General features: G+C 47.4%; 29 protein-coding genes and 2 pseudogenes. All 31 read right to left on the reverse strand.

Annotated elements, in window-relative coordinates; all coding sequences use genetic code 11:
- Window positions 1-6: 6 nt before the first annotated feature.
- Entirely contained in the window at window positions 7-867 is an 861-nt protein-coding gene (locus tag PGQ33_RS14450) for a conjugal transfer protein TrbL family protein (RefSeq protein ID WP_118597723.1), read from the reverse strand.
- 25 nt (window positions 868-892) lie between these two features.
- Window positions 893-1231: a DUF3852 domain-containing protein gene (locus PGQ33_RS14455; RefSeq protein ID WP_006857287.1), complete on the reverse strand. Its 339-nt coding sequence runs from the start codon at window positions 1229-1231 to the stop codon at window positions 893-895.
- Between the two features lie 29 nt (window positions 1232-1260).
- Window positions 1261-1728: a hypothetical protein gene (locus PGQ33_RS14460; RefSeq protein ID WP_007884370.1), complete on the reverse strand. Its 468-nt coding sequence runs from the start codon at window positions 1726-1728 to the stop codon at window positions 1261-1263.
- Between the two features lie 3 nt (window positions 1729-1731).
- Window positions 1732-3501, reverse strand: a complete 1770-nt coding sequence (locus PGQ33_RS14465) for a hypothetical protein (protein ID WP_270205959.1) — start codon at window positions 3499-3501, stop codon at window positions 1732-1734.
- Between the two features lie 138 nt (window positions 3502-3639).
- Entirely contained in the window at window positions 3640-4923 is a 1284-nt protein-coding gene (gene ltrA / locus PGQ33_RS14470; RefSeq protein WP_157351184.1) for a group II intron reverse transcriptase/maturase, read from the reverse strand.
- A 532-nt stretch (window positions 4924-5455) separates the two neighbouring features.
- On the reverse strand, window positions 5456-6004 hold the full coding sequence (locus PGQ33_RS14475) for a DUF6550 family protein (RefSeq protein WP_270205960.1): 549 nt from the start codon (window positions 6002-6004) through the stop codon (window positions 5456-5458).
- Window positions 6005-6116: 112 nt separating this feature from the next.
- Window positions 6117-6665, reverse strand: a complete 549-nt coding sequence (locus PGQ33_RS14480) for a hypothetical protein (RefSeq protein ID WP_055216312.1) — start codon at window positions 6663-6665, stop codon at window positions 6117-6119.
- Window positions 6662-7066 carry a DUF4320 family protein gene (locus tag PGQ33_RS14485; protein ID WP_172676015.1) on the reverse strand — a complete coding sequence of 135 codons (405 nt, stop codon included), beginning with the start codon at window positions 7064-7066 and terminating at the stop codon, window positions 6662-6664. Before PGQ33_RS14485 ends, PGQ33_RS14480 begins: the two co-directional genes overlap by 4 nt.
- 23 nt (window positions 7067-7089) lie before the next feature.
- Window positions 7090-7956 carry a hypothetical protein gene (locus PGQ33_RS14490; protein ID WP_055216463.1) on the reverse strand — a complete coding sequence of 289 codons (867 nt, stop codon included), beginning with the start codon at window positions 7954-7956 and terminating at the stop codon, window positions 7090-7092.
- 20 nt (window positions 7957-7976) lie between these two features.
- On the reverse strand, window positions 7977-8906 hold the full coding sequence (locus PGQ33_RS14495; RefSeq protein ID WP_006857281.1) for a type II secretion system F family protein: 930 nt from the start codon (window positions 8904-8906) through the stop codon (window positions 7977-7979).
- A complete protein-coding gene (locus PGQ33_RS14500; protein WP_007884393.1) occupies window positions 8900-10255 on the reverse strand; it encodes an ATPase, T2SS/T4P/T4SS family in 1356 nt (451 codons plus the stop codon). Before PGQ33_RS14500 ends, PGQ33_RS14495 begins: the two co-directional genes overlap by 7 nt.
- Window positions 10252-11052: a ParA family protein gene (locus tag PGQ33_RS14505; protein WP_118177376.1), complete on the reverse strand. Its 801-nt coding sequence runs from the start codon at window positions 11050-11052 to the stop codon at window positions 10252-10254. The genes PGQ33_RS14500 and PGQ33_RS14505 overlap by 4 nt, the downstream gene beginning before the upstream one ends.
- 12 nt (window positions 11053-11064) lie before the next feature.
- Window positions 11065-11913, reverse strand: coding sequence for a Flp pilus assembly protein CpaB (gene cpaB / locus PGQ33_RS14510; protein WP_270205961.1), 849 nt, complete (start codon window positions 11911-11913; stop codon window positions 11065-11067).
- A gap of 115 nt (window positions 11914-12028) precedes the next feature.
- Window positions 12029-12448, reverse strand: a complete 420-nt coding sequence (locus PGQ33_RS14515) for a prepilin peptidase (RefSeq protein WP_270205962.1) — start codon at window positions 12446-12448, stop codon at window positions 12029-12031.
- Between the two features lies 1 nt (window position 12449).
- Entirely contained in the window at window positions 12450-12854 is a 405-nt protein-coding gene (locus PGQ33_RS14520; RefSeq protein WP_270205963.1) for a septation protein SpoVG family protein, read from the reverse strand.
- Between the two features lie 59 nt (window positions 12855-12913).
- Window positions 12914-13144, reverse strand: coding sequence for a DUF6133 family protein (locus tag PGQ33_RS14525; RefSeq protein ID WP_007886404.1), 231 nt, complete (start codon window positions 13142-13144; stop codon window positions 12914-12916).
- Between the two features lie 80 nt (window positions 13145-13224).
- Entirely contained in the window at window positions 13225-13638 is a 414-nt protein-coding gene (locus PGQ33_RS14530) for a SpoVG family protein (RefSeq protein ID WP_270205964.1), read from the reverse strand.
- Window positions 13639-13652: 14 nt separating this feature from the next.
- Window positions 13653-14180 (reverse strand): YodL domain-containing protein, encoded by a 528-nt coding sequence (locus PGQ33_RS14535; protein ID WP_055216469.1) that lies wholly within the window; start codon window positions 14178-14180, stop codon window positions 13653-13655.
- A 5-nt stretch (window positions 14181-14185) separates the two neighbouring features.
- Window positions 14186-14431, reverse strand: coding sequence for a hypothetical protein (locus PGQ33_RS14540; RefSeq protein WP_055216315.1), 246 nt, complete (start codon window positions 14429-14431; stop codon window positions 14186-14188).
- Complete coding sequence (locus PGQ33_RS14545) at window positions 14425-14712, reverse strand: AbrB/MazE/SpoVT family DNA-binding domain-containing protein (RefSeq protein ID WP_006857272.1); 288 nt, start codon at window positions 14710-14712, stop codon at window positions 14425-14427. The genes PGQ33_RS14540 and PGQ33_RS14545 overlap by 7 nt, the downstream gene beginning before the upstream one ends.
- Window positions 14693-15142: a hypothetical protein gene (locus tag PGQ33_RS14550; RefSeq protein WP_006857271.1), complete on the reverse strand. Its 450-nt coding sequence runs from the start codon at window positions 15140-15142 to the stop codon at window positions 14693-14695. Before PGQ33_RS14550 ends, PGQ33_RS14545 begins: the two co-directional genes overlap by 20 nt.
- Window positions 15143-15164: 22 nt before the next feature.
- Window positions 15165-16139: a DNA adenine methylase gene (locus PGQ33_RS14555; protein WP_270205965.1), complete on the reverse strand. Its 975-nt coding sequence runs from the start codon at window positions 16137-16139 to the stop codon at window positions 15165-15167.
- 171 nt (window positions 16140-16310) lie between these two features.
- Window positions 16311-16403, reverse strand: a pseudogene (locus PGQ33_RS17195) (DUF4314 domain-containing protein); the annotation flags it as partial.
- A gap of 297 nt (window positions 16404-16700) precedes the next feature.
- A pseudogene (locus PGQ33_RS17200) lies at window positions 16701-16898 on the reverse strand (DUF4314 domain-containing protein); the annotation flags it as partial.
- A complete protein-coding gene (locus PGQ33_RS14565; protein ID WP_270205967.1) occupies window positions 16892-17194 on the reverse strand; it encodes a Fe-S metabolism protein, SufE family in 303 nt (100 codons plus the stop codon). The gene PGQ33_RS14565 and the pseudogene PGQ33_RS17200, both read right to left, overlap by 7 nt.
- Before the next feature lie 75 nt (window positions 17195-17269).
- Entirely contained in the window at window positions 17270-18922 is a 1653-nt protein-coding gene (locus tag PGQ33_RS14570) for a hypothetical protein (protein ID WP_270205968.1), read from the reverse strand.
- Window positions 18912-19520 (reverse strand): hypothetical protein, encoded by a 609-nt coding sequence (locus PGQ33_RS14575; RefSeq protein ID WP_044999054.1) that lies wholly within the window; start codon window positions 19518-19520, stop codon window positions 18912-18914. Before PGQ33_RS14575 ends, PGQ33_RS14570 begins: the two co-directional genes overlap by 11 nt.
- A 125-nt stretch (window positions 19521-19645) precedes the next feature.
- Window positions 19646-20140 carry a hypothetical protein gene (locus tag PGQ33_RS14580; RefSeq protein ID WP_270205969.1) on the reverse strand — a complete coding sequence of 165 codons (495 nt, stop codon included), beginning with the start codon at window positions 20138-20140 and terminating at the stop codon, window positions 19646-19648.
- 65 nt (window positions 20141-20205) lie between these two features.
- A complete protein-coding gene (locus tag PGQ33_RS14585; protein WP_227970554.1) occupies window positions 20206-20940 on the reverse strand; it encodes a hypothetical protein in 735 nt (244 codons plus the stop codon).
- A 171-nt stretch (window positions 20941-21111) separates the two neighbouring features.
- Window positions 21112-22479 carry a 23S rRNA (uracil(1939)-C(5))-methyltransferase RlmD gene (gene rlmD, locus PGQ33_RS14590; protein WP_270205970.1) on the reverse strand — a complete coding sequence of 456 codons (1368 nt, stop codon included), beginning with the start codon at window positions 22477-22479 and terminating at the stop codon, window positions 21112-21114.
- 70 nt (window positions 22480-22549) lie between these two features.
- Window positions 22550-22792 (reverse strand): hypothetical protein, encoded by a 243-nt coding sequence (locus PGQ33_RS14595; protein ID WP_044998722.1) that lies wholly within the window; start codon window positions 22790-22792, stop codon window positions 22550-22552.
- Between the last annotated feature and the right edge of the window lie 17 nt (window positions 22793-22809).

The following is a 22809-nucleotide window of genomic DNA, read 5'->3' on the forward strand; positions in this document are numbered from 1 at the left end:
ACCGCCTTATGCTGCCACTGCTTTGACAACCGTTTTTGAAATGTTGATGGCTGTCTGCGCTGCATAGACTCCGCTCATCAGGTTCGCCTTTGTGCTGGTGTCCAGTCCGAACTGTCCGGCAATCCTCGGCACCTCCGTGGAGGAAAGTATGACACCCAGACCAAGCAGAGGGTGGTCCTTGAAGATCATGAGTCCTGCCGTGAGCATGGTGGACTGCAGGAAAGCGGTGAGACAGATTCCAATGACCTGCTTGCACCACTGGGTAAAACCGTCAATATATCCTCTTGGAACAGAAAACATATAAAGGCTTCCAACTGCGATCTGTATGAGCAGGATTCCTCCTCTTTTCAGGTTTCCGAAAAACACTTTTATCACGGCATACCCCATCATCACGGCACAGAATATCTGCAGGATCGGATTCCCCACTCCCGGCATGGCGGCTGACATAAGCACCTGCTGTGCAGTCATCCCGATGCTTTCCGCATCTGTAATGCCGGATAATGCCGATCCGAAGGAACTCTGCAGCGACACACTTAAGGAGTATAAGTTGACCGGAAGAATGGAAAACAGGCTGACCGCCATAAATCCCTTGACATAGTTTAAGGCAGTATCCTTGATACTGCCCCTTCCTCCCTGATACTCTATGGCACATTCAAAAGCTCCGACCACCAGCCCTACCACAAACAATGCCCAGCCAAGCCAGCTAAAAAAAGTGGTAATTGCATTCACCCACGGCAGGTCAAACAATTCCACTCCCATATTGTTCATCATTGCAAAAAAATCATTGAGAAATCCAACGATCTTCCCATACAGCCAGTCGATGATCTGGTCTAGTACGGTTTCCGCAACAAAATCAAATATAAACATCTGACACCTTCTTTCTCACCATCCCCTATATGCCAAGGATTTTCCAGATATAGGTCGGTGCCGTCAGCGTAAACACCAGACACGCAAACAGGATTGCGGGTGCCGCCCATTCAAACTGCCCGTGTTTTCGGTAATCAAAGTATGCAGTACCCAGCTTTGCAAAGAAGAATACGGCAAGTATCAGGTCGATTGCCGGGAACACCACCTTATTGACTACTGTCTTGATCTGTGCGGAGGCATCCTGCCATGTACCCTCGATTGCTCCTGCCACGTCCCCTTTTCCTGACGCATATACTGTAGTTCCAAACATCATCGTAAGTGCAAGCACCATCACTGCCATCATCATCCATTTCTTTTTCTTCATCTGATCTTCCTTTCCTTTTTTCTGTTTTTTTACTGCATTTTCATTTCACTGGTCTGCTCCGGTTCTTCCAAAAGGTCTGTCATCTCATAAATGACAGGATTCTCCCAGAACTTTAAATCTCCACGGTATCCGAGTTTTAAGTGGCTGAACTCCTCCGCAAGCTCCCTTACGGACTCCGGCGCATTAGGTGGAAGTTCCTGATTCCAGATCACCCATTCCCCGCTCTGGTAGCGCGGGGTAAGTTCTAAAACTACATAATCCTCCGGCACAAATGCCGGGTAACGCTGCAGCCTGCCCCTCGCATCATAATAAGCTGCTCCCTCCTGCATCACCGTGAGTGACATAAGCCGCAGCGTATCTGCAAGGGATTTTGTGAACCATGTTTCCCTGTCACAAAATTTCCGTATCCTTCCATCCCTTAAGATGGATTCCAGATTTTCTTTTCGAGTGTAATGGTAGAGCAGTCCTTCCGGCTTTTGGATTCTCTCATATCCCATTTCCTACCTCACATTCTGTGGTGCGATATGCCAGTCATCCCACAGGCTTCCCGATATCTGCACAGCGTCTGACAGGTTCATGGAAAGCATTCCATCCGGTGTCCAGCAGTCAAGCAGATAAGTATATACCCGGTACTCCCCGTCCGGCATCCAGACCGGTGTGAAATGTGTCCTCCGGTAATAAGTGGAATACTCATTATTCTTAAATTCAAAGACCGCACTGTATCCATTTCGGGTTCTCTCTAAAAGCCGCCAGTAGGTTTCGTAATAAAATTCCGGGAAGTAACTGACTGCTGTCTGCGGTGCTGTTGTTGCAGATGTCTGGCTGCTCGATGCCCTTGCACTCAGGGAAACATTCACGCCATACCCGCTTTTTGTAACCATGCCGTCCGCAGTCGGTGCCTTCTCGTCCGTGACCAGATGCATATCCGCAGTCAGGGATGCCGAATAATGTTTCTCTTCAAATTCCCACCAGCCTTCATCCACATACTCGCCATCATCCTCCCAGTGTCCATGGCTCTGTGTGCATCCTGCCTCACAGCTTGCCGAATGGTCCTCTGACTCCCAGTTCCAGTCACTGTGCCATACCCATTTTTCCTTCCACTTGGCTTTCCAGACACTCCATGCTGCCTGTGTCTTTTCTGGATTTACAGGCATCACTGCATTTTCTTTCCGGTAGCTGTCATTTCTGTCATCTGCAACAGGATTTGGCGGTGGATTGTCATCCAGATCCACAATGTTCGCCGTGATGGTTCCCCGGCTTACGGATGCACTGCCTCCGCTGGCGGTCACGCTAATCGTGATATGCTGTTCTGTGGACGGGGTATGCCATTTTACCCACACAAGCTGCTGTCCATCCTCCGGGTAATACACATTTTCAACCTTGTAGCTTCTTCCCAAAATAGAAAATGTCACGGTGACGGAGTTGTCTGGATCGCTCTGTCCTCCACTGACCGTGACCGCCGTTATCACATCCGTATCCACACGGTATTCATAGTCCGCTTCGATGACTTCCGGTGTAATCACCTCATTAAACCGCACGATGCCAAGTCCTAATGTGCGGATGATATCCTCATCATTTGCTTTCTCTGTCTTAGAACCGCTCCATGCCGGATACCCTAAATCCGATGTTTCTAGGAACATGGCAAGCGGCAGGTTTTTATGGGAAAGAGACGGCATTTTCTTTCGTAACATGCCACCCCTTAACTGGTTGTATTTTGCCGCTTCCGTGGCGGTAAACGCAGTCCGGACTCCCTCAAAAGTTACATATGCGATTGGCTCTAATAACAGTTTGTACTCTCCGTTTGTCAGCGTCTGGAAATCCATGCCGACATATCCTGCAATGGCTCTGATCACTTGCTCGTCCGTAAAGTACTGTTTGATGGCTGTAAGGTTTGCCCCGCCTCTTGAGGTGCTGATGATCTGTGGCAGGGACTGTGCAGGATTGATGTATTCATACGCACTGGTTTTTACCATCAAAGCCGCTCCGTTTTTATACGCTGTCTTAGATACTTTTCCAAACTGCACCACGATGTTATTGGGCTGCTTGTTTGTGAGGTCTATAGATTTGGATGCAACACTTCCGTCACTGGCTCTGACTACCGTCACACGCACACCCTCATCGTGGCTGCTCCAAAAATTAGTTCCCGTTCCTGCTCCCATACCTCCACCGCCATTGTCGATGTTCCCTTCCCCGGCTGCATAGACCGATACCGGCATCGCCATGGCAAACAACAGTACAAACAGCAGGATTTTCTGTTTGATATATTTCATCTTTTCTCCTTTAAACACAGACAGGCAGATATGGCACACTTCCCGTATCTGCCCGATCGAGTAGGAGGGAAATCTGAGTGATTTCCCGACCTCTCACACCACCGTGCGTACCGTTCGGTACACGGCGGTTCAATCAACTTAACAAGTAACACACCTTTCGGTGTAGTAATCTAACATTGAGACTAATCCAAATGAAGTTAGTCTCTTTGTGCTTATAGCCTTTTGTATCCATCCATTGTGACACATGTGTGCATACCGATTGCCAGTATTTGCCACTTTATGTGCCGCCCATCTTGGAACGCCGAGTTTAACCAAATTCTTCTCTTTGTTTTGTGGTGTTTTCCAATGTTTCCAAATACACATGCGTATTCTATATCTAATGTTTCCATCAAGTTCTCTACAGAGAGTTTTCATACTACCTATCTTAAAGTAGTTAATCCATCCTCTGATAAGCTGATTAAGTCTCTCTACTTTATAGCTGTTGCTAACGCCCCAGCTACGACAAGTGAGTTCCCTCATCCTCTTCTTATACTTCATTACTGATTTTGCATGTGGTTTCGCCTTGAATTGCTGTGCACTTGTATCGTAGTAGAATCCAAACCCAAGGTATTTAATTCCTCTTGGTCTATCTACTTTGCTCTTCGTCATATTGACTTTAAGTCCTAGTTTTTCCTCAATGAATCGTGAGATATTTCTCATAACTCTATTCGCAGACATTTCACTTCCGACCATAATGATACAGTCATCCGCATACCGTACAAAGTTAAGTCCTCTCTTTTCCATTTCCTTGTCTAGTTCGTTCAGCATAATATTTGCCAATAATGGCGAGAGATTTCCACCTTGAGGTGTTCCCACGATAGAATCCTCATACTCATCGTCAATCATGATTCCACTGACTAGGTATTTTCTGACAATAGAGATAACATCTCCATCTTTAATAGTTCTACCTATGATAGTCATAAGTTTGTCATGATTTACTGTGTCAAAGAACTTTTCCAAGTCAATGTCTACAATCCAATCATTTCCGTCATTCATCATATCGAGTGCTGTAAGGATTGCTTGCTGTGCACATCTGTTCGGTCTGAATCCATAGCTATGGTCATGGAATTGTTCCTCATAGATTGGTGTTAAAACCTGTGCAATAGCTTGTTGTATGAATCTGTCTGTTACTGTCGGTACTCCCAGGTTTCTGACACCTCCATCAGGCTTTGGTATCTCCACTCTTCGTACTGGTTGAGGTTTATATTTTCTTATCCTCAACTGTTCCTTGATAATTTCGCCGTTCTTTGCAAGATATTCCTTGAGTTCTGTGTACTTCATTCCGTCTACTCCCTCGGCACCTTTGTTTCGTACGACTTGCAGATATGCTCTGTTGAGATTATCGTTAGATAGTATCTGCTCCATTAGACTACTTGTGTCCATGCGTTCTTTCCTTTCCGTCCCGCTTGATTTGACCATCTTTTACCCGATTGGTTACGGCAGATGTTATCTCTTCTGCAATACGAGACATACTCAAACTTATTGATTGTTCGCCCCTTTGCTCTATCTCCATTACAGAGACTTCTTCACTACTATGGGCTCGGCTGACTTCTCACAGTTCGTTGTTACTAGGCTAATGAAACCCCTGTGAGACCTCCACGCTTAAGGTGCACGCTCTTTCCTCTCATCTATCCGCCACATCTACTCGTACTTCCAGCAACTTTAGGACTTCATCTCTTTTGGCAGACTTATCCGTATTTCCGAGCCTTATATGTGATTTCTGTCCGTCGGACCAAGAGTTTGCTTACAGCTTCCTTCAGATTCCACCTCACGATGGACACCCTTGCTGTTCTGCTATACACTTCCTCGTTGCCTAGGCGTGTTCGGGACTTTCACCCATTAGAGCGCGCCCATGGCGCGCAAACCAAAAAAAGCACAACATTTCTGCTGTGCCTTTTCCTTATGTTCCGTTTATTTAGTCCATGATTCCGATCTTATTGCCATTTTCATACATATCATCTGCGTAGGTTCCTTCTCCTCCACCGCCTTCGTATGGAACCCAGCCAAATCCTTCCACGTACATCATTCCGTCTTTTATATCACCTGTCTTTGGCGTCTGGTTCTCTGCCGGAGCCGGTTCCTCCTGTTTTTTCTCCTCGTAGGACGGCGGTGTATCCGGCTGGTCCGTGGCGGTTCCCTCAGACAGTGCAGGCGGCTCACTCGGCTTTTCCGCTTCCGTTTTCTCCGGGGTTTCCTGAATTTCCTGCTCCCTGTCATTTACGGAAGTTCCTGTCTCCGTCTCGATCACAAGCAGCTCTTCCGTCTCTGCTTCTGTGCTTTCTGCCGGAGCCTGTTCCGGTGTTTCTGTCTCCACAAAAAGTTCTGTCTCCTCCGATTCTCTCTCCACGACCTGTGCCTCCCTGTCCGGCTCATGGTAGAGCACCCTGCTGATTCCAAACACAAGCACCGCACATACTGCTAGAAGTCCTGCGACTGCCAACCACTTTTTTGTCTTATCTTTCATGGCATTCCCTCCTTATGCTTTTTTGATTGATTTTCGTAGTTCACACGCTACCATAGAACGTCTGGAAAGTCTATGGAAATGTAATAAGTCTTACGATATCTGTAACATGTTACTAAAATTTCTCCCGGTAGGCTGCTCTCACCTTCAGTCTGACCGACATATTCGACAAGATTTTTCCTGCGAAACGCACAGGCACTTCCATCGTGACCTCTGCATCCGCATAATAAGTTCCTCCCGGCGATGCCAGTGCCGTGTTGTGGATGTCCACAGAAAGATTTTTGAGCCTGTACTCCAGTTCACCACTGTTGTTATAGCGGACATAACTGTTCCCATCCTCTTCCAGACCAAGCAGAAAACACATCCTGCCATAGATATCCCCATGGTCCACGGATGCCGCAAATCCCGTATCGTCCGGCTCATATCCTGCAGCATATCCTTCCCTGACACCATGATAAACTTCATTGTAATTGTCGTTTACCACGGAAACTACGGCAGATTCCATGGCATCTTTGATTCCGGCTGCCGTGATGACAAGGCGCATGTATTCTGAAACACCAAGGATGATAAAAAGCATGGCTATTGTTGCAGCTACAGCAACCGGAGCCATGCTTCCCTCCTGCCCTGTCAGAAGTCTTTTTAAACTCTGATAGCATTTTCTCATTTCCAATACACCTCACTCTTTCCCGATGCCCTCGCCCTTATGGTTACCGGAAACGACCTTAACTTTCCAAAAAGTCCGAGGTCTTTCTGTAACATCAGTGTTACCGTCACCTCTTCATTCAACTGGATTTTTCCGGTTCTTGACCAGCTTACGGCTGGATGTATCCCTGTTTTTTCCTCCAAGGTTCTCTGCCTTGCGGTTGTCTCACTTCCAACCCTGCCGCTGATCTCTGCCTCCCTCACCAGCTCGTCTGCAAAATTGTCAAGCTGTATCTTCGTGATAAAAACCGGGAATATCCTGACGCCAAGGGCAATGACAAACATCACACAGAATACAACGACTGCCGCATCGATATATCCCTCCCCCTTTTTGTCCCTCATAATTTTATAGATCCGCTTCATTTTTTCTCCTTCCTGCGCTTTTATCAGAACAGTGTTCCCATGGACTTTATGATCTCATAGCCGATTATGGCAAAATAGGTTGCAAGGAAACATAAGAGCATGGCAAAAGAAAAGACACGGATTTTCGGCGGGATTTTTGCTGCCTTTGCCTTTAACCTCTGCAGTTCTGCCTGCTTGAAGTCGTGTGTGAGCATCTGGAAATACACTGCACCGTCATCGCCTCTTAACACACCAATCAGTCCACGGACCACATCGGAGAGCTGCGGGGAATTGAGCCTTGCCTCGAAACGGGTGAGTGCTGCCTCATAGCTGCTGGAACGCATGTCGGCACACACAATGTCCAGTTCCTTCTGGAACATGTCCCCGGCATTTTCCTTATAATGCTCCAGCATGGAAAGTACATCCCTGCTGTTTTTCAGCTCCTGTGTGATGGTGGAAACAAAACGGTACAGCTCTCCCTCGATCTGCTCTCTTTTTTCCCTTACCAGCTCTTCTGCTTTTCTTGTCTCCTTATAGTAGACCATGACTCCTAAAAGCACGAGCAGGATGGCAAGCAGCGGAAATACATGCAGTGCCGGAAGGATCAGGAGAAAAATGCTCCCTGCCTTCAGATAGGCATACGCCATATAGGTTTCCGGTGTCATCTTAAGTCCTGCCGCATTTAGGACATTCTGCATCCTGCTTTTTTTGTAGGCATTCATCCCGATGTATTTTCCTAAGTATGCCGCTCCGTCCATGTAGAACGCATCCAGTGTTTTCTGCAGTTTCTTTTCTTTCTTCCCTGACTGCATCATCGCCCTGCCGGTCCGCAGTGTCGGCAGCTTTAAGATGCCCGACAGCAGAAGGAACAGTCCGCATGCCGTCAGGATGAATACAACTATCAGTACGATTTTCAATTTATCCCTCCCCCTTATGTCCGGTATTCAATCGGCTTTGTCAGTTTTATGACGCATGCCGTGGAAACAAAAATAATTGCGCCGGTAACTGCCAGCATAATCTGTCCGGGGATGGTATGCATGAGCGTATCGTACCAGGACTGGTTCAGGAAATATAACAGCGGGATATTCCCCACTGCCAACACCACCATTGTGATAAATTCCTTTCTGGGTTCAAATACCAGATATTCCAGCTCTGCATTCACGATGCGCATGTCCGACAGTTTCGCCACGATCGGTGTCAGCGTTGTCTTTAGTGACCTGTCATACAGGCAGGACTTTAAGGCATCCACCCACTCCATGAACACATCATTTTCAATCTTTCCCTTAAGCTCCTCCAAGGCTGCTTCAAGGTCTGGATCTATGAGGCGGATTCTTGACACAAAATCTGCAAACACGGTCTTGACCGGCGGATTTAAATATTCGAGGTTTTCCTCCACCGAAGTAAGGATGTCCTCACTTCGCAGGTATGCCGTTGTAATAATGGACAGTGCGGTTTCCAGTTCCGATGACACATCCTTTTTGAAATGGGATGCGGTCAGCCTGATGTACCAGAACGGCAGAAATAAAAATCCGCACGCCAGCACCGGAATTAAAAAAACATTTCCGATCATGACGGCAATGGCTGCTCCTGCGGCAAACAGCAGGAGGGATGCCGTGCATAAAAGCGGGAACAGCTCCTCCCTGTCCGTTGTTTTCAAAATTGCCTGTACTTCCTCGATTTCCCTTCGGAAATAGGATTTTTTCCTGCGCTTGGTTTCCTCCAGTATCTCCTCACGGATTCCTTTCGGTGCGTCCAAAAGCCTGTGGAAAATGTTCCCCGTAAAGTCATTTAGCCGGATGTGGAACAGCAGGAATGCCCCTGTAATGATCCCGATGCAGGCAATGACCTGTAATGTCAGCATGCTTTCTCCCCTCCTTTTTCAATTCTTTCCAGCACATCTTTTGGCATGCCGTTTTCCAAAAATCTCTTTTTGAGGCTCTCGGAAATTCCGCACACCTTCTTATGCGTGCCGTTAATGATAAAGCGGTCCCCTTCCATCCGGTTTTCGGTGATCTCATAGCGGTACAGCGGGTTAAACTTCCGCTTTCCGTCTGCCGTGATCTCACACTCCATGATTTCCATGAGTTTTCTCTTGCGGTTCTCAAGCTGCTTGGTGAACACCACGATAGGGAATGCCTCCGTTACAAGGTCCATCAACACCTCATCATCCATGTCATATTTTCTCTTGCACAGTGTCCTCATTCGGCTGTAAGTGGATTCACAACTGTTGCTGTGGATCGTGGTAAGCACTGTATGACCGGTTCTTGCCGATTCCTGTGCCGTGTACGCCTCCGAACTACGCATCTCCCCGACACAGATGATCTCCGGGTTGAAACGCAGTGCCATATCGAGGAGCATGTCCTGATCAATATTCTGCTTTTCATTTTCGCTGTATCTGGTCAGCGTATGGATGACACTGTTGGTCACTTTTCCATCCTTTTCCCTTACAAGTGCCAGCTCACGGCTGCCGTTTTCGATGGTAAAGATGCGCTTTCCATCCGGTATGGTGGTAAGCAGCCAGCCTGCAAGCGTGGTCTTTCCCGAACTGGTTGCTCCTGCAACACAGATGCTGATTCCATAACGCAGGCACTCTGCCAGAAAATCCAGCATTTCCCCTGTTGCGGTGCCGCCATCCACAAAGTTTTCCTTTTTCAGGCTCTGCGGATTGACAATACGGATGGACGCTGCAATCCCCACATCTTCATCCACGAGCGGCGTCTTTAACACGGCGATTCTGATATTTTTGCTCAGATGCCCTAACACCGCAGGGGAGGCATTGTCCAACACCATGCCCGACACATGGAGCATGCGCCTTATGACATTGACCGCATGCTCCGGGGACTCGAAGTGTTCCTCCAGCTTTTCACACCTGCCGTCATTGTACTGTATCTCGATATCCCGCCAGGAATTGATATCGATTTCCTCTATCCCGGTTCCAAAAATGTACTTGGTGAGGAAGGAAAACTCTGCCATTTCCGTGTAAAGGTCATCGATCAACTGTTCCTGTGTTTTTCCCTTTACCGTGATGCGGTAGTCGCAGATATACTTTGTGATGTACCGCTTGACCTGCTGTTTTACTTCCTCGCTCCCGCCTTCTACCATGAGCGTGGAATATTTGCTGGAGATATACTCCTGCACCTCTTTTAAGACATCCGAAAACGCCCTTCCCTTTTCCTCCGGGGAAAAGAACAGATTCTGGTTGTTTTTCATACCCCGAATACCTCCCTGCTGATTTTCTCTATCTCCCTGCGGAATGTCCGGCTCTCTTTCAAGCCGAGTTCCCCAAGCAGTTCCCCTTCTAAAAACTGTGCTTCCACCTCACTGCTGTGCGGAATCTGGAACGACACACTGCCAAGGATCTGTTCCATGTGGCTGCTCGCCTCCTGCTGTCTGATATTGGACACGGCCTTTAGCTGCTTGTCGGCATCCCATTTGTGGTCTGAGAGCAGTGGAAGCTGGGAGGATAAGTAACTGATGGATTTTAAGTCACACCCTGCCAGCCTTAATACCGTATCTGCCTCCATCAATGCGACTGCCGACAGGATATCCGATGCGATATTGCTGGTGCAGTCCACGATGACATACGGTGCGATCTGTGCTGCAAGCTGGAGCAGTTCTGCCGCCTGCTCTTTTTCATAGGGCGGATAGGTGAACACATTCTCCCCCTTTAACATCCCGACCATGGAAAGATAATCATTCTTCCGGTAGAACATGCAGTTCTTCTTGATGAGGTTTTCCGTCACATGGGATGCGGCAAGAATGCTCCCCAACGACCTTTCCTGTTCAATGTCTGACGGTGCGCATAAGTAGGGCAGCGGCGGCGTGACCATATCCGCAAGGATTAAGATGACATTTCTTTTTTTCTTTGCCAGATGCTCTGCCAGTTTCACAGACACCACCGTCTTGCCGGAGGAAGGGCTGCCCCACACGGCAAGCACGCCTCCCTCTTCCGGCATCTCTTCTTCCCTTTCCTGCTCCAAATTTCTCTGGAACAAAGAATTTTTCATGAAATTCAAACACTATTCCTCCATATCCGTATCATTTTTCTCGTCTGCCGAGGTTTCTTCTGCCGTCACTGCATCCGCTTCCCCTCCTGTCCTCGGCACCTCATTTTTTACAACAGATACCTCTTCTTCCTCTGTGGTTTCTTCCAGAAGCTCCTCCAGCACCAGATTCTGTGCTTCAATGAACTGTGCGGCTTTCTGGCTGTCTCCCCTGTATACCAGTGACAGGTGGATTTCTCCCTCTGCTTCCAGCCTTGCCAGCAGTCTGCTCTGCTCCGGTCTGACTAACACCGTGACGGTGGACGGAAGCTCCTTCTCCTCTTCCTGCTCCTGTGTATTGGCATCATAGCCGGACTTTGCCGTCACTGCGATGACCTCCACATATTTTAATTCTGCCGGGATGACTGTCTCGCCGCTGCCCAGGTAATCCGGTGCGATGACCGACACGATATCCCCGCTCTTTAATTTGCCGGAGAGTCCTTCCGCAAAAGAACTGATAGTGATGGAGATTGCCTGTTTTTCCCCGTTTAAGTTGTACAGGTATTTATTTTCTGCAGCCGGCTCGTCCGCTACTTTTTCTGCTACGATATAATCCCCTGCATAAACATCTGCGGTCAGATATTTTCCTTCCGCCTCCGTGATGCTCCTTAACACATTTTCGGGCAGGTTGTAACCTCCCACCTCGACTTCCAGCAGCATTCCTTTTTTGATCTCTTCGCCTGCCTTAACGTCCTTTACAAAACGCACGATTGTGGTCTTTTGGGACAGTCCGGCATTGACAAGCGGTGTCACTGCAAAACAGATGAGCAGGGACACTGCAATGCAGAGTACCCCAAGAACAGTACGGTTTTTTAACAGTTTCATGATTCTCTTCTCCTCCTATCTCGATGTCTCCGTATATTTTTTCTTTCTTGCTGCCACGACAGTTCCTGCAAGCAGTGCCACAATCCCTGCCAGTAATAATTTCTTTTTCAATTCTTTAACCTCCTATCCAGATACCAATCAGCATTCCTGCAAAAAGAAACGGAACAAGCGGGTATGCCGGTTCCTTCTCCTCTTTTTGTTTCTTTCTGTTCTTTTTTCTGCCCATGTTCCCTGCCGCATGCCACAGCACCAGCAGGCACAATGCAAGAAACAGTCCCATAAGCGCATGACCCGCTCCAAGAACCAGACCGCATGCACCCATGAGTTTCACATCCCCTCCGCCGATTCCTCCTATGGTAATCCCTGCGAGGAGCAGCGGAAGCCCTGCAAGAACTCCCAAAAGATTTGGCTGTCCCGGTGGCAGCATGCTGGTAAGTGCCACCAGAACGACCAGCCAGTCCGGGATGGTCCTTGTCCTCATATCCATGACCGCCGCCAAAAACAGAGCAGAAAAAAAGAAAGCCAGCCTGATCATGCTACATTCCCATGTTCATGCCACTTTCTTCCTGTTCCAGCTCCTCAGCCTCGTCCAGATTCGTCTGCTGGTGCATAAAAGTTTCATACGCTTTCTGTACTGTCTGGTCAAATCTTTCCTTGATTCCCCTGTCAGCAAAGAACACCGCGTCTTTGTACTGTTCATTTGCTCCTGCCTTTGTTTTCGGCATGGCAACCGTCAGCCCATAGTCATCTTCCTTGATTCTGACATTTCGAATCGTCATGAAATCCCCGATCTTTACATCGGCAAGGGCAAGGACACCCTTTTCCGGCTGTGTTTTTGTGATGGCAGCCTCCATCTGCATGTCTGCCCCTGCATTTGCCTGCACTGCGGCATTTTCCTGTACGGTTTCCTGCTGTGTCTGTGTGTTTGCTCTTCTAGGCATCTGTTTTCCTCCATATCATTGTATTATTTTTCTGTTTCCCTGTCTTGGACCGGTGTTCCTTATCCTGCATAGTTGAACATGTCCTGAATCCTCTGGGTAAGGGTAGGCATCACCACATCCCCGAAGAGTGCATAAAGACCTGCCAGGAGCAGTGCGCCGAGAACGACTGCGATCAGGATTTTGACCGCCGTATCCACATAGTTCTCGCCCTTGGTATCCTTCATTAACATCCCTGCTCTCACGGCAACTGCCTTTACATTCTGTGCTGCTTTTTTCATCATATTTCTCATATCTTTTTCCTCCAATTTTTTCTCATGGTCTGCCGGACCGTTCCTGTGCGGTCTGCTCTATGTTCTCTGGTTTTATCCTGTTACATTCCTGCCATCTCCATCGGCTGTCCTTCCGGTGCCTGCATCCCATGATGCTTTGCCACCGTGTCCTGCCCCTGCGAGATTGCCTGCTCATAAGCTCCGATGACTGCTTCATGGAGCTGTTTTCTGCATTCCTGCGTGATAGGGAAACAGATGTCCTTGTACTCATTCCCAACCTTATAGCTTGGCATGGAAACAAACAGTCCATTGCTTCCCTCAATAATCTTGACACCCCGGATTGCAAATGCCCCGTTGATGTTTACGGATGCCGTTCCCTTGATGCTTTCCCCCGGCCGGATGGACTGGATGCGCACATCAAACTGGAGCGGGGAGTTTTCTTTGTTCCCTGCTCCGGATGGTGCCTGCTGTTCTGTGGTTTCTGCCCGGCTCTGGGCAGTTTTTGCCTTTGGCATAATGCTCCTCCTTGTTAAAATCTGATTTCCTCATACCCGGATGGCTCGACATAGAAAAAGCGGCTGACTTCCCCATCCGCAAACTCGACCACATCCGAAATGGACAATGCATGTCCCTGAAACCCTTCCGGTACTCTCCGTCCGTATTTCTCCCAGACTTCCTCCAGACTATAGTTTTCTATCTCCCCCTCATAGACTCTGACATATTCCTCCCTGCGCGGTCTGTCATACCCTCTCTTTTTTCTCTCTGCCAGACTGATAAACCGCATCATGATTGGACTGTCCTGTCCCAGTTGATAGATTCTAAGCCTCCTCCCTTCCCCGATACTGACCTCCGCTGTCTCTTTGACACCACCTCCCTCCGACAGCCGGTCATACACACCCTCCCGGAATACGGGTTCCACCAAAAACTGTTCCTTCACAAACGAAACCAGCTCCTCTTTCTGGAACATGCAGTCGATGACTGCTTTCCCATCTCCCAGATAGCCAGCCGGATTCCCATAATAAAATACAATCCCGTTCTGAACATAAATCCTTTTCATACGCATTACCCACCCATGCTGCGCAGGTAAGGGATTAACTGCCTGTCTAAGAATGCCTTGTCCCCGCAGAATACAAACATCTTGGAGAGTCCGATCAAAAACGGTTCGCCCTCCATGGTGTGCAGGGTGATGATGCTTCCCTCACTGCAGTGCCGGATAAATTCTGCAATGGAGCAGAGATTCCCGTCCACCAGCGTCTGGCTGACCTGATTGTCTTTGATTTCAAATGCCCTGTACTTATTCCTTAACAATCCGTACCTCCCTCCTGCTGTGCGAATTTCAGAATCCTTGCCGCAAGCGCCACCTGTTTTGCAGGACTCATATGTTTTACCGCTGCATTTACATAGGCTTCCACTGCCTGCGGGTCCTGACTCCCCATCTCCACGATATCTACTTTGGATACCACAATCTTTCCACTGCTCATGGACAGCTTTACGATATCCCCGCTCTCAAGCTCTGCCATCTGGCGGAATTCTTTCGGAATCAGGATACGTCCTTTTTCGTCTAACAGCTTATACACCGGTTTTTTCATCCGTCCCCTCCTCTGTGGTCCGCAAGATGATGTTTACCTTATCCTCCGTGATGCCAAGCTCCCTGCAGATGGCAAGCAGTTCCTCCGGCACTTCCGTCCCCTGCACAAGTTCTGACGGCAGGATGATAATGCGTCCTTCCTGACACACAATGTCAAGGTCTGCGTCCATCGGGATTCCGGCATCCCTTAATAATTCTTCCGGTATCTGGAACGCAATGTTTTCCTCCTTTGCCAGTTCCTCTGCCACATCCTGTCCTGCCCTTGCAAGCAGGAACTCCTTTGCCGTGTTCTTAAGTTCCCCGTCCTCTGCCATATACACAAGTTTCACGGTGTCACCGGTACAGATACCAGCCTGCTCTAACACCACTGCGGGAATCTCAATACACCCGTTTTCCGTCATCTTTCCTTCCATTTCTACTAACTGAAGCATGTTTTCCTCCTTTTTTCCTTTTTTATGTGTCCTGTGGCTCTTCCTCTGTCTCCTTTCCCCTCCACCGGACCGTTTTCTGTTCCCCATACAGTTCAAACAGATTCATCTGCATCGGCATGCTTTTTTTTCTTTCCTCCATGTCATAGTTTGCGATCAGCACTTCCGGGAACTCACTTCCGTTGTCATACCTCTGTGCAAGGTTATTGATCCTTGTCACCGCTTCAATCTGAAAGTCCTGATACAGCTCACGGATATAGGCACAGTCGTTATAGGAAACCATGAACTTTCCCTGTATGCCTTTTAAGGTATCCCTGAGCCTCACATGATCTTCCTTACGGAACACCACCTCATAGTGTCCCTCGGTTTCAAAATACGGCGGATCGCAATAAAAAAAGGCATTCGGTCTGTCATATTGACGGATGAGTGCCTCAAAATCCTTATTCTCGATTACGGTATCCTTCAGCCTGCGGTTTGCCTCCCAGATGATGGTAAAGGTTTTGCGTATGTCAAAAGGCTGGCATCCATAAGAGGTGCATCCGCTCCCATAGCTGTAGCGGATAATCTTATAGAATGCCGCCGCCCTTTTCACATCACCCACTGCGGCACGCTCCATGAGGATGTCACGGATTTCTGCCGCCTCCGGTTCTTTTAAGAAGTGCGTTGCAATCTCTAATTCTTCTGCAAGATGTTCACTCTTAAATTCTTCCATGGTCAGAAATTTCCGCAGTGTTGTAAATTCATCTCTGGAGTTGAGCGGCAGGAAGGACAGTTCCCGAAGCAGTGCCATTGGTCTTTCCTTGACACAATAAAAGAGGTTTGCAAGATTTGAATTAAAATCATTGTAAACCTCCATGCATTTATCCGGCGGTTTCCCGAATAAAACCCAGCCGCCTCCGCCAAATACTTCTATGTAGCGGTCATAGTTTTTCGGCATGCGCAGATAGATCAGATCGCGCAGTGCCTTCTTGCCGCCAACCCAGCTTATGATGCTGTTCAAAATTTTTTCCTCCTATTTTGGTTCATTCATATGGAAAGCCTCCCCTTCCACCAGCAGTTCGTCGACCATCCTGCGGATGTCTGCCACTTCTTCCGGCATCTGTGTAAAATCCACATGGTGGTCCCTTTCCACAAGCGGCGTGTACCAGTAGTCGTATGGGATATAATACTCTGCCAGTGCCTGTTTCTGTTTTTCACTCAAAGAGCTGCTCCCCTGCTCCAGCAAGCCGCCCGGCGTCATGAAAATCGTTCCGAAGTGTTCCCCGGAAGACTCCAGATCAAGCGTGACAAGTGCCAGCGTGCGTATGCCGGAATCCCTTCCGCAGACCACTGCTGGCATCATCACCATCCCATACTCTTCATCCACATATCCTTCCCCGTACACGGTTTCAAATGCCTGATGCATGGCAAGCAGCTTTTGGGCAGCATAGGCGGTGTCCCCTCCATTGCATGACACATTCAGCAGATAGAAATCTGTTTCTTTTAATATCTCATTTACTTTCCCTAAAAACTCCCTGCATTTCTTTTCGGACAGGGTTTCCTTCTGCGGTACGACAGTAAAGTCATCCTCTTCCACATTCAGGGCCAGCGTGCTTCCATTTTCCCATTCCACATGAATTTGTCCGATATCATCCACACCAATTACTTTTCCCTCCATGCCGGACGGCATCTGGTGTTCCCCTTCCATCTGCCCCAGCCTGACCACGGTACCCGCAGGATATCTTTCCTTCAGCCGTTCTATCTGTTCCCTTCTTAACATTCCTCACCTTCCTCGATTTCTTTTACCAGTTTTCGGATTCGTATTCCATCCTTTATTCCCTGTATATAAAGCTGTTCCTGTTTGATCTGGCTGATGTCTAACATGCATCCAAAAAGTTCTGTCACCATCCTATACGCTTGTGGGTTTGACAACTCCAGTTCTTTTCTTAAGTCTGCCAGGAACTTTTTTTCCTTCTTTGAAAGTTCCCTTGCCTCTTCCTGAACCATGATCTGCTGGCGGTATGATTCGATAAGCTCCCCAAAAAACTGCACCATGACTGTATCATCCAATTTCATCTGTTTGCCTCCTTGGTTTCTTTGGGACACACAATACTACATACACCAGCACATATCCAGCAGAATATTATTTTTTTACAGGGTCTGCGTCATGCCATGGTTCCAGATTCTGTCCAGTTCTTCCTCTGTCATGACGCCCCAGTGTCTTTCCTGTGTCCAGAAACTGACATACAGTTCTCCCTCCTGCGTATAGATTGGTCTTTGTTCAAAGCCTTCTCCCCAGCCGTCACTCATCTGTCCGTCCCAGTAATTTTTCAGTTCATAGATTTCACTCTGCGTCAGCGGCTGGCAGATACTGCATTCCAGAACTCCGAACAGTTCTCCCCGGATGTTCTGCACTTTGGGGAATGCACTGATCACTTTTGCAGCCACCTGTCTGTTCCCGTCAAAATAATGCATGAGTCCCCTCGGCTCTTCTTCCACATGCCTTTCTTTGAGGATGGCTTTCTGGATTTGTTCCTCATAATCTGCCAGTTCACTCCGGTACAGCGTTTCCTGCTCCTCTCCATCCTGATACATCATCCCTATAAGCGAATTGTAAAGGCAGAACGTTTCACAGGGTATCCCGTTTTTTTCAAGCAGATCGGCAAACTCTCCCTGATATTCCTGATACTCATGGATTGCTCTCTGCGTGCCAACAAAGCCCTCTGGAATAAATCCGCTGTCTGCCATCGCTGCCTGTCTTTTATCACGGGCAATCCCGGCATAATCAATATACGGCAGGAGAAGTTCATCGACTTCAAACATCCCCGCTTCTTTAACCAGAAATTCCCCATACTCTTTATCCGTATGTATCTGCGGATGTATTTCAAATTCATCCAGATGCTTTGCAATGTAAGTGATGTCGGTAAATTCACTTGTCCCCACGAATCCGGCCGCCATTGCAAGCCGGTTCATTTTTGCTTCATCATAACGGCTGACGGTCTGGCACATCTCATTAAAAAGAGTCAGTTTCCGGATGTCCCCCTGCAGAGACATACACATATCTTCCGGGGAAGGAAGGATGCTCTCCGGCAGCCGGATATTTTCTATCCCGTTCACAATGCCTTCAGCAAATGCTGCGATGTTTAATCTTTTCTTTACCTTATCCAAGGCACTGATGTCCGTTGGCAGATAAAGGTACTCCTCATCCCCTGCCTCATTTCCAAGAGATAAAACTGCCACGGTTTCATCCGGTCTGTCGATGTATTCTGGAAAGGTTTTTCCGTTATAGACCTCCTCCATGTGGAATCCCTGATCTACCAGTATCCCATGTGGCAGGAACTTACATTTTCCTTCTGAAAAAATCTTCTGTGCATATGCGTTAAAATCTATCCTGCTCTTTTCTTCTTCTGAGATTGCAATGTGCCGGTCCAGATAAAGTCTCAGCCCGACACGGTTTCCGTCCGTCAAGTCTGTGAGCAGTGACAGTCCCTGCAGGCTGTAAGTCAGGTTGATCAGTTGTTTCATCTCCCGGATGCCTGTCTCACTGCTGTAGACACCCACCACTCTTTTTTCATATTCCGTCATTCCATCCATCCTTCTGGCAAAGAAATTAAGTTCGTCCATGTTGACGGTCTGCCCTTTCAAAAATCCAAAATAGGGCGGTTCATCCCGTACCTCACTGATACAACATACCGGCATAACATTTTCTATCCCGATACGTTTCATGTAATACTGCATGTCCATGTCCGTTACCGGCAGAGTCATATCTACCGTCTGTTCCCTATTTTTTGCTCTAATCTTCATTCCACACCTCCTGTTCTACGATGTCCACTCCATACCTTTCCATCACGAACGCATTGACGATGAGCCTTAGGATTTCATCCGGTATCAGTTCCCTGTCGGTCAGCTCCGACAGCCGGATATGCTTTGTCCCCAGATACACATCCCTAGCCGCATGGAACAGGATATATTGTTCCAGCGTAACGCTGCCAAGCCGGATGCGGTCAAAATAAATCCCCGTATCCAGCACCTGCTTGGAAACTTTCTCCCACAGGTTTTCATCTGCAGACAGAAGAAATACTGCGGCGGCATAATTCGGAAGTCCGCACAGGTTCTTTTTCCGTCTGCCAAGCAGCAGGGAAGAAAAATCCGTTCTGTGCCTGCTGTCATAAAAAATCAGTTCCTTGTCTGCATTTCCAAATACCTCCTGTATTCTTTTCTTTAAGTGTTCCATCTGCATCCGGCTGATGACACAGTCCACAATCTCTGAATAATTTCCCCTGCTTTTCCACTCTTCCATGTCAAACATCCACCCATGCCCTCTGGGACGGTATCCCGGCGGCTGGCGCATCTGCCGTTCTAATAACTGCAGTCTTGGACTGTTGCAAAAAAATCCCGACATCCGATCTGTCTCCTTCCTTTTTCCATAAAAAAAAGACAGCACCCATTCCATTTCTAAAATAAGTACTGCCTTACATGTTCATCTGCATCCCTTTTTCCTGTTCCAGCCTTTCTGACTTGACCTCCTCATAAATTTTTGCGACAGGTTATTTCATACTGCGGCTTGTTCATCTGCCTGATCGGTAGAAACAGTGCTTCTTCCATTCTCATGCCATATTTGAGCCGCTCCCAGACCAGCGAATAATCTTTTCCATAAAAGTTTGCTATCTGTGCCAGTCCATGAAATTCCTTTCCGCAGAAAGAAAGTGTTTCCTTCTGTATGATTTCTGCGATAGCTTCCTCGGCTGTCTTTCCGTCCTGCAGTCTTTTTGAAATGACGGCGGCACTGGTCCCGTACTCCTTTGCAATATCCGTCAGGCTTTTATATTCCCTGCCCCAGACGGTGTAGGTCTGTGCATCTTTTACCTTTTTTGCCCTCTCTACCGACTGTTCAATATCTTTCGTCCTGTAATATTTATGTGCCAGCGGAGAGTAAGGCAGGTCCAGGTCATCGCACAGTTCATGCAGTGAAACATATTTTTTCCCTGCATAGTCTATCTCATGTCCTTTTCTGCGCTTCACTTCATCCCCTTCCTTTCGGATAAAAAAATAGCGGTACCCATTTCATTTCTAAAATAAGTACCGCCTTACATGTCCATGTGCATTCCCGCTTCCATCTCCCCTGCCTCTTCCCCGCCCTCCTGTACTTCCAGTTCCGGTATCATGTTTCTGTTTAAACTGATTTCCTCCTGCTTCATCTGTTCTGAAATTGCTGCAAGTGCAATGCTGTTCATCTTGTTCTGCAGGTAAGTTTCAAACTCCCCTTTCGCCTCTGTCACGGTTTTATCCATCTGTTCAGCAAACAGTTTCTGCAGATAGGGGATATTACTTTTTAACTCCTGCCGTACATTTTTCAATGTCGAGACGATATTTCTCCGGTCCTCCCTGCTCAGGACACGTTTCTCATCCAGAAGTTTTTCAATCTCCTCTGACCTCTTTTCCAGTTGCCGCACCAAGTCACGGGTTGCTTCATCCACTTCCCGGCGCATTACTTTCTGCCTGTCACTGTATGGGCATGGTTCAACGAATGTCCCATTCACTTTTGTAATGGTAACCGGTATCCCCTCTCCAATGTTAAGTGATGTGATTGCTTCGGCAAACTGTGTATAGGACATCTCCACCTCAACGATCATGTCATTGATGTCTGTCCCTGCCAAAAACCAGTCCTCGTTGCCCTCCCTTTCCATCATGCCTTTTGAAATGGACAGGCGTATGACATTATTATGCATGATGGAACTTCCAAACAATGCCGTTCCTGAACCACCGATTGAGGACCTTGCAAACCGAATCATTCCGTAACTTGGGTGCTGCTTTTTCTCCATCCCTGTTTCTTTTCCTTTCTCTGAATTTTGTCCCAAAATACTTAAAAATCTCTTTTTTGCCTCTATGCATCTATAAAAATATGGAAAAAAATAGGGCAAAAACTGGTCATTTTTTGCTCCAATTTTTGCCCTCAAACCACAACATCTTGTGGTCTAATATGCCTATTTTTCTTATTTTCCACAATACTGCATCAGAACTACCGACTCAACATGCACCGTGCTCGGAAAAAGATCCACACACCCAATCCGTTCTACCTGATATCCTCTTCCCTGCAACATCTCCAGATCTCTTGCCAGGCTGGTCGGCTTGCAGGCAATATAAACCATTCTTTCCACACCAAAATCAATGATCTTTTCCAGTGCTTTCGGATGCACACCGTCTCTTGGTGGATCCAATACGATCAGATCCGGTACTTCACCCAGATCATCGATTACTTTCAACACATCTCCAGCCCAGAAGGTACAGTTATCGAGTCCATTTAAAGCAGCATTTTCTTTTGCAGCCTCTACTGCCTCTTCAACGATTTCCACACCTACTACTTTTTTTGCCACTGGTGCAAGGATCTGTGCAATCGTTCCGGTTCCACTGTAGAGATCAAAGATTACCTTATCTTTCGTCTCACCGATATAAGATCTTGCTGCTTCATAAAGCACTTCCGCGCCAAGGGAATTAGTCTGGAAGAAAGAAAATGGTGTGATCTTGAACTTCAGTCCCAGAAGTTCCTCATAGAAATAATCCTGTCCATATAAAATTTTGGTTCCTTCATCTTTTACCACATCCGCAAGGCTGTTGTTGGTTGTATGAAGAATTCCGGCAAGCTTCCCATCATAAGAAAGACCGGTAAGCTTTTCCACCAGTCTGGCTTCATCTAGCTGTGCCTCCGATGTTGTTACCAGATCAATCAGAATTTCTCCGGTGCGAACTGCCTTTCTCACAAGAAGATGACGGAAAAATCCAGTATGGCGCATTCTGTGATAATACGGAAGACCTGTATCTGTCGCAAACTCCAGAACAGCCTTTATAATTCGTCTGAAATCCTCATCCACAATCTTGCATTCTGTAACATTTACAATATCGTGAAAGCTGCCTCTTTTATGCATGCCAAGTGCAAGAGGTCCGTCCTTATATTCGTCTCCAAAAGAAAATTCCATTTTATTGCGATATGCCTCTCTGACCGGACTTTCTTTAACACCCTCCCAGATATAATCACCATCAACCGCCGCATCCATCATTGCATGGATCTGCGCTTCCTTCATCTCCACCTGCTTTTCATACGGCAGATTCTGATAAGTGCATCCGCCACAGACTCCAAAATGCGGACATGCCGGCTGACATTCTTCCGGTGAATGCTCCAGAATTTCCAGAAGTCGTCCCTCTGCCTGACCTTTTCGTATCTTATTCACCGCGAAACGCACTTTTTGTTCCGGAACGGTATTCTTCACGATCACTTTTTTTTCTTCGCCCTCTACCACGGCAAATCCTTTATTCGGGAAATCTACCCTTTCTATATATCCTTCTAATATCTGTCCTTTTTTCATCTATCTATATACCCTCACATAGAAAAGGCAGGAATCTTTGACAATTCCTGCCTTCGCTGCTTTCTTAATATTACTGTACTTCATCTTCATCACTGAAGAAATCATTGTCGAAATCATCGTCAAAATCTTCTTCAAAGTCTTCCAGATAATCCGGAGTAAAGAAACAATATACTGCATATGCAATTGCTGCAACTGCTGCTACCGCACCGATAATTGCAAGAATCCAGAGAACAGTTGTCTTCTGATCATCATCTTTCTTATGCATCATATCGTTGAGTTTCGTTGTTGCAAGTAATTCTTCGATTCTGTTCATCTCCATACACGCCCTTT

It is taken from the genome of Coprococcus sp. AM100_B19A (assembly GCF_027662015.1).
Classification (GTDB): Bacteria; Bacillota; Clostridia; order Lachnospirales; family Lachnospiraceae; genus Allocoprococcus; species Allocoprococcus comes.

What these genes read in the sequence shown, in the direction of transcription:
- PGQ33_RS14585 (WP_227970554.1), bottom strand. Translation starts at nt 20,940, where the DNA reads ATGGAGAAAAAGCAGCACCCAAGTTACGGAATGATTCGGTTTGCAAGG.
- PGQ33_RS14535 (WP_055216469.1), bottom strand. Translation starts at nt 14,180, where the DNA reads ATGAAAAGGATTTATGTTCAGAACGGGATTGTATTTTATTATGGGAAT.
- PGQ33_RS14505 (WP_118177376.1), bottom strand. Translation starts at nt 11,052, where the DNA reads ATGAAAAATTCTTTGTTCCAGAGAAATTTGGAGCAGGAAAGGGAAGAA.
- PGQ33_RS14455 (WP_006857287.1), bottom strand. Translation starts at nt 1,231, where the DNA reads ATGAAGAAAAAGAAATGGATGATGATGGCAGTGATGGTGCTTGCACTT.
- PGQ33_RS14520 (WP_270205963.1), bottom strand. Translation starts at nt 12,854, where the DNA reads ATGCCTAGAAGAGCAAACACACAGACACAGCAGGAAACCGTACAGGAA.
- PGQ33_RS14545 (WP_006857272.1), bottom strand. Translation starts at nt 14,712, where the DNA reads ATGAAAAAACCGGTGTATAAGCTGTTAGACGAAAAAGGACGTATCCTG.
- PGQ33_RS14530 (WP_270205964.1), bottom strand. Translation starts at nt 13,638, where the DNA reads ATGCCAAAGGCAAAAACTGCCCAGAGCCGGGCAGAAACCACAGAACAG.
- cpaB (WP_270205961.1), bottom strand. Translation starts at nt 11,913, where the DNA reads ATGAAACTGTTAAAAAACCGTACTGTTCTTGGGGTACTCTGCATTGCA.
- PGQ33_RS14525 (WP_007886404.1), bottom strand. Translation starts at nt 13,144, where the DNA reads ATGAGAAATATGATGAAAAAAGCAGCACAGAATGTAAAGGCAGTTGCC.
- PGQ33_RS14450 (WP_118597723.1), bottom strand. Translation starts at nt 867, where the DNA reads ATGTTTATATTTGATTTTGTTGCGGAAACCGTACTAGACCAGATCATC.
- PGQ33_RS14550 (WP_006857271.1), bottom strand. Translation starts at nt 15,142, where the DNA reads ATGCTTCAGTTAGTAGAAATGGAAGGAAAGATGACGGAAAACGGGTGT.
- PGQ33_RS14570 (WP_270205968.1), bottom strand. Translation starts at nt 18,922, where the DNA reads ATGAAGATTAGAGCAAAAAATAGGGAACAGACGGTAGATATGACTCTG.
- PGQ33_RS14485 (WP_172676015.1), bottom strand. Translation starts at nt 7,066, where the DNA reads ATGAAGCGGATCTATAAAATTATGAGGGACAAAAAGGGGGAGGGATAT.
- PGQ33_RS14460 (WP_007884370.1), bottom strand. Translation starts at nt 1,728, where the DNA reads ATGGGATATGAGAGAATCCAAAAGCCGGAAGGACTGCTCTACCATTAC.
- PGQ33_RS14595 (WP_044998722.1), bottom strand. Translation starts at nt 22,792, where the DNA reads ATGAACAGAATCGAAGAATTACTTGCAACAACGAAACTCAACGATATG.
- PGQ33_RS14500 (WP_007884393.1), bottom strand. Translation starts at nt 10,255, where the DNA reads ATGAAAAACAACCAGAATCTGTTCTTTTCCCCGGAGGAAAAGGGAAGG.
- PGQ33_RS14495 (WP_006857281.1), bottom strand. Translation starts at nt 8,906, where the DNA reads ATGCTGACATTACAGGTCATTGCCTGCATCGGGATCATTACAGGGGCA.
- ltrA (WP_157351184.1), bottom strand. Translation starts at nt 4,923, where the DNA reads ATGGACACAAGTAGTCTAATGGAGCAGATACTATCTAACGATAATCTC.
- PGQ33_RS14475 (WP_270205960.1), bottom strand. Translation starts at nt 6,004, where the DNA reads ATGAAAGATAAGACAAAAAAGTGGTTGGCAGTCGCAGGACTTCTAGCA.
- PGQ33_RS14565 (WP_270205967.1), bottom strand. Translation starts at nt 17,194, where the DNA reads ATGAAATTGGATGATACAGTCATGGTGCAGTTTTTTGGGGAGCTTATC.
- PGQ33_RS14575 (WP_044999054.1), bottom strand. Translation starts at nt 19,520, where the DNA reads ATGTCGGGATTTTTTTGCAACAGTCCAAGACTGCAGTTATTAGAACGG.
- rlmD (WP_270205970.1), bottom strand. Translation starts at nt 22,479, where the DNA reads ATGAAAAAAGGACAGATATTAGAAGGATATATAGAAAGGGTAGATTTC.
- PGQ33_RS14515 (WP_270205962.1), bottom strand. Translation starts at nt 12,448, where the DNA reads ATGATCAGGCTGGCTTTCTTTTTTTCTGCTCTGTTTTTGGCGGCGGTC.
- PGQ33_RS14480 (WP_055216312.1), bottom strand. Translation starts at nt 6,665, where the DNA reads ATGAGAAAATGCTATCAGAGTTTAAAAAGACTTCTGACAGGGCAGGAG.
- PGQ33_RS14465 (WP_270205959.1), bottom strand. Translation starts at nt 3,501, where the DNA reads ATGAAATATATCAAACAGAAAATCCTGCTGTTTGTACTGTTGTTTGCC.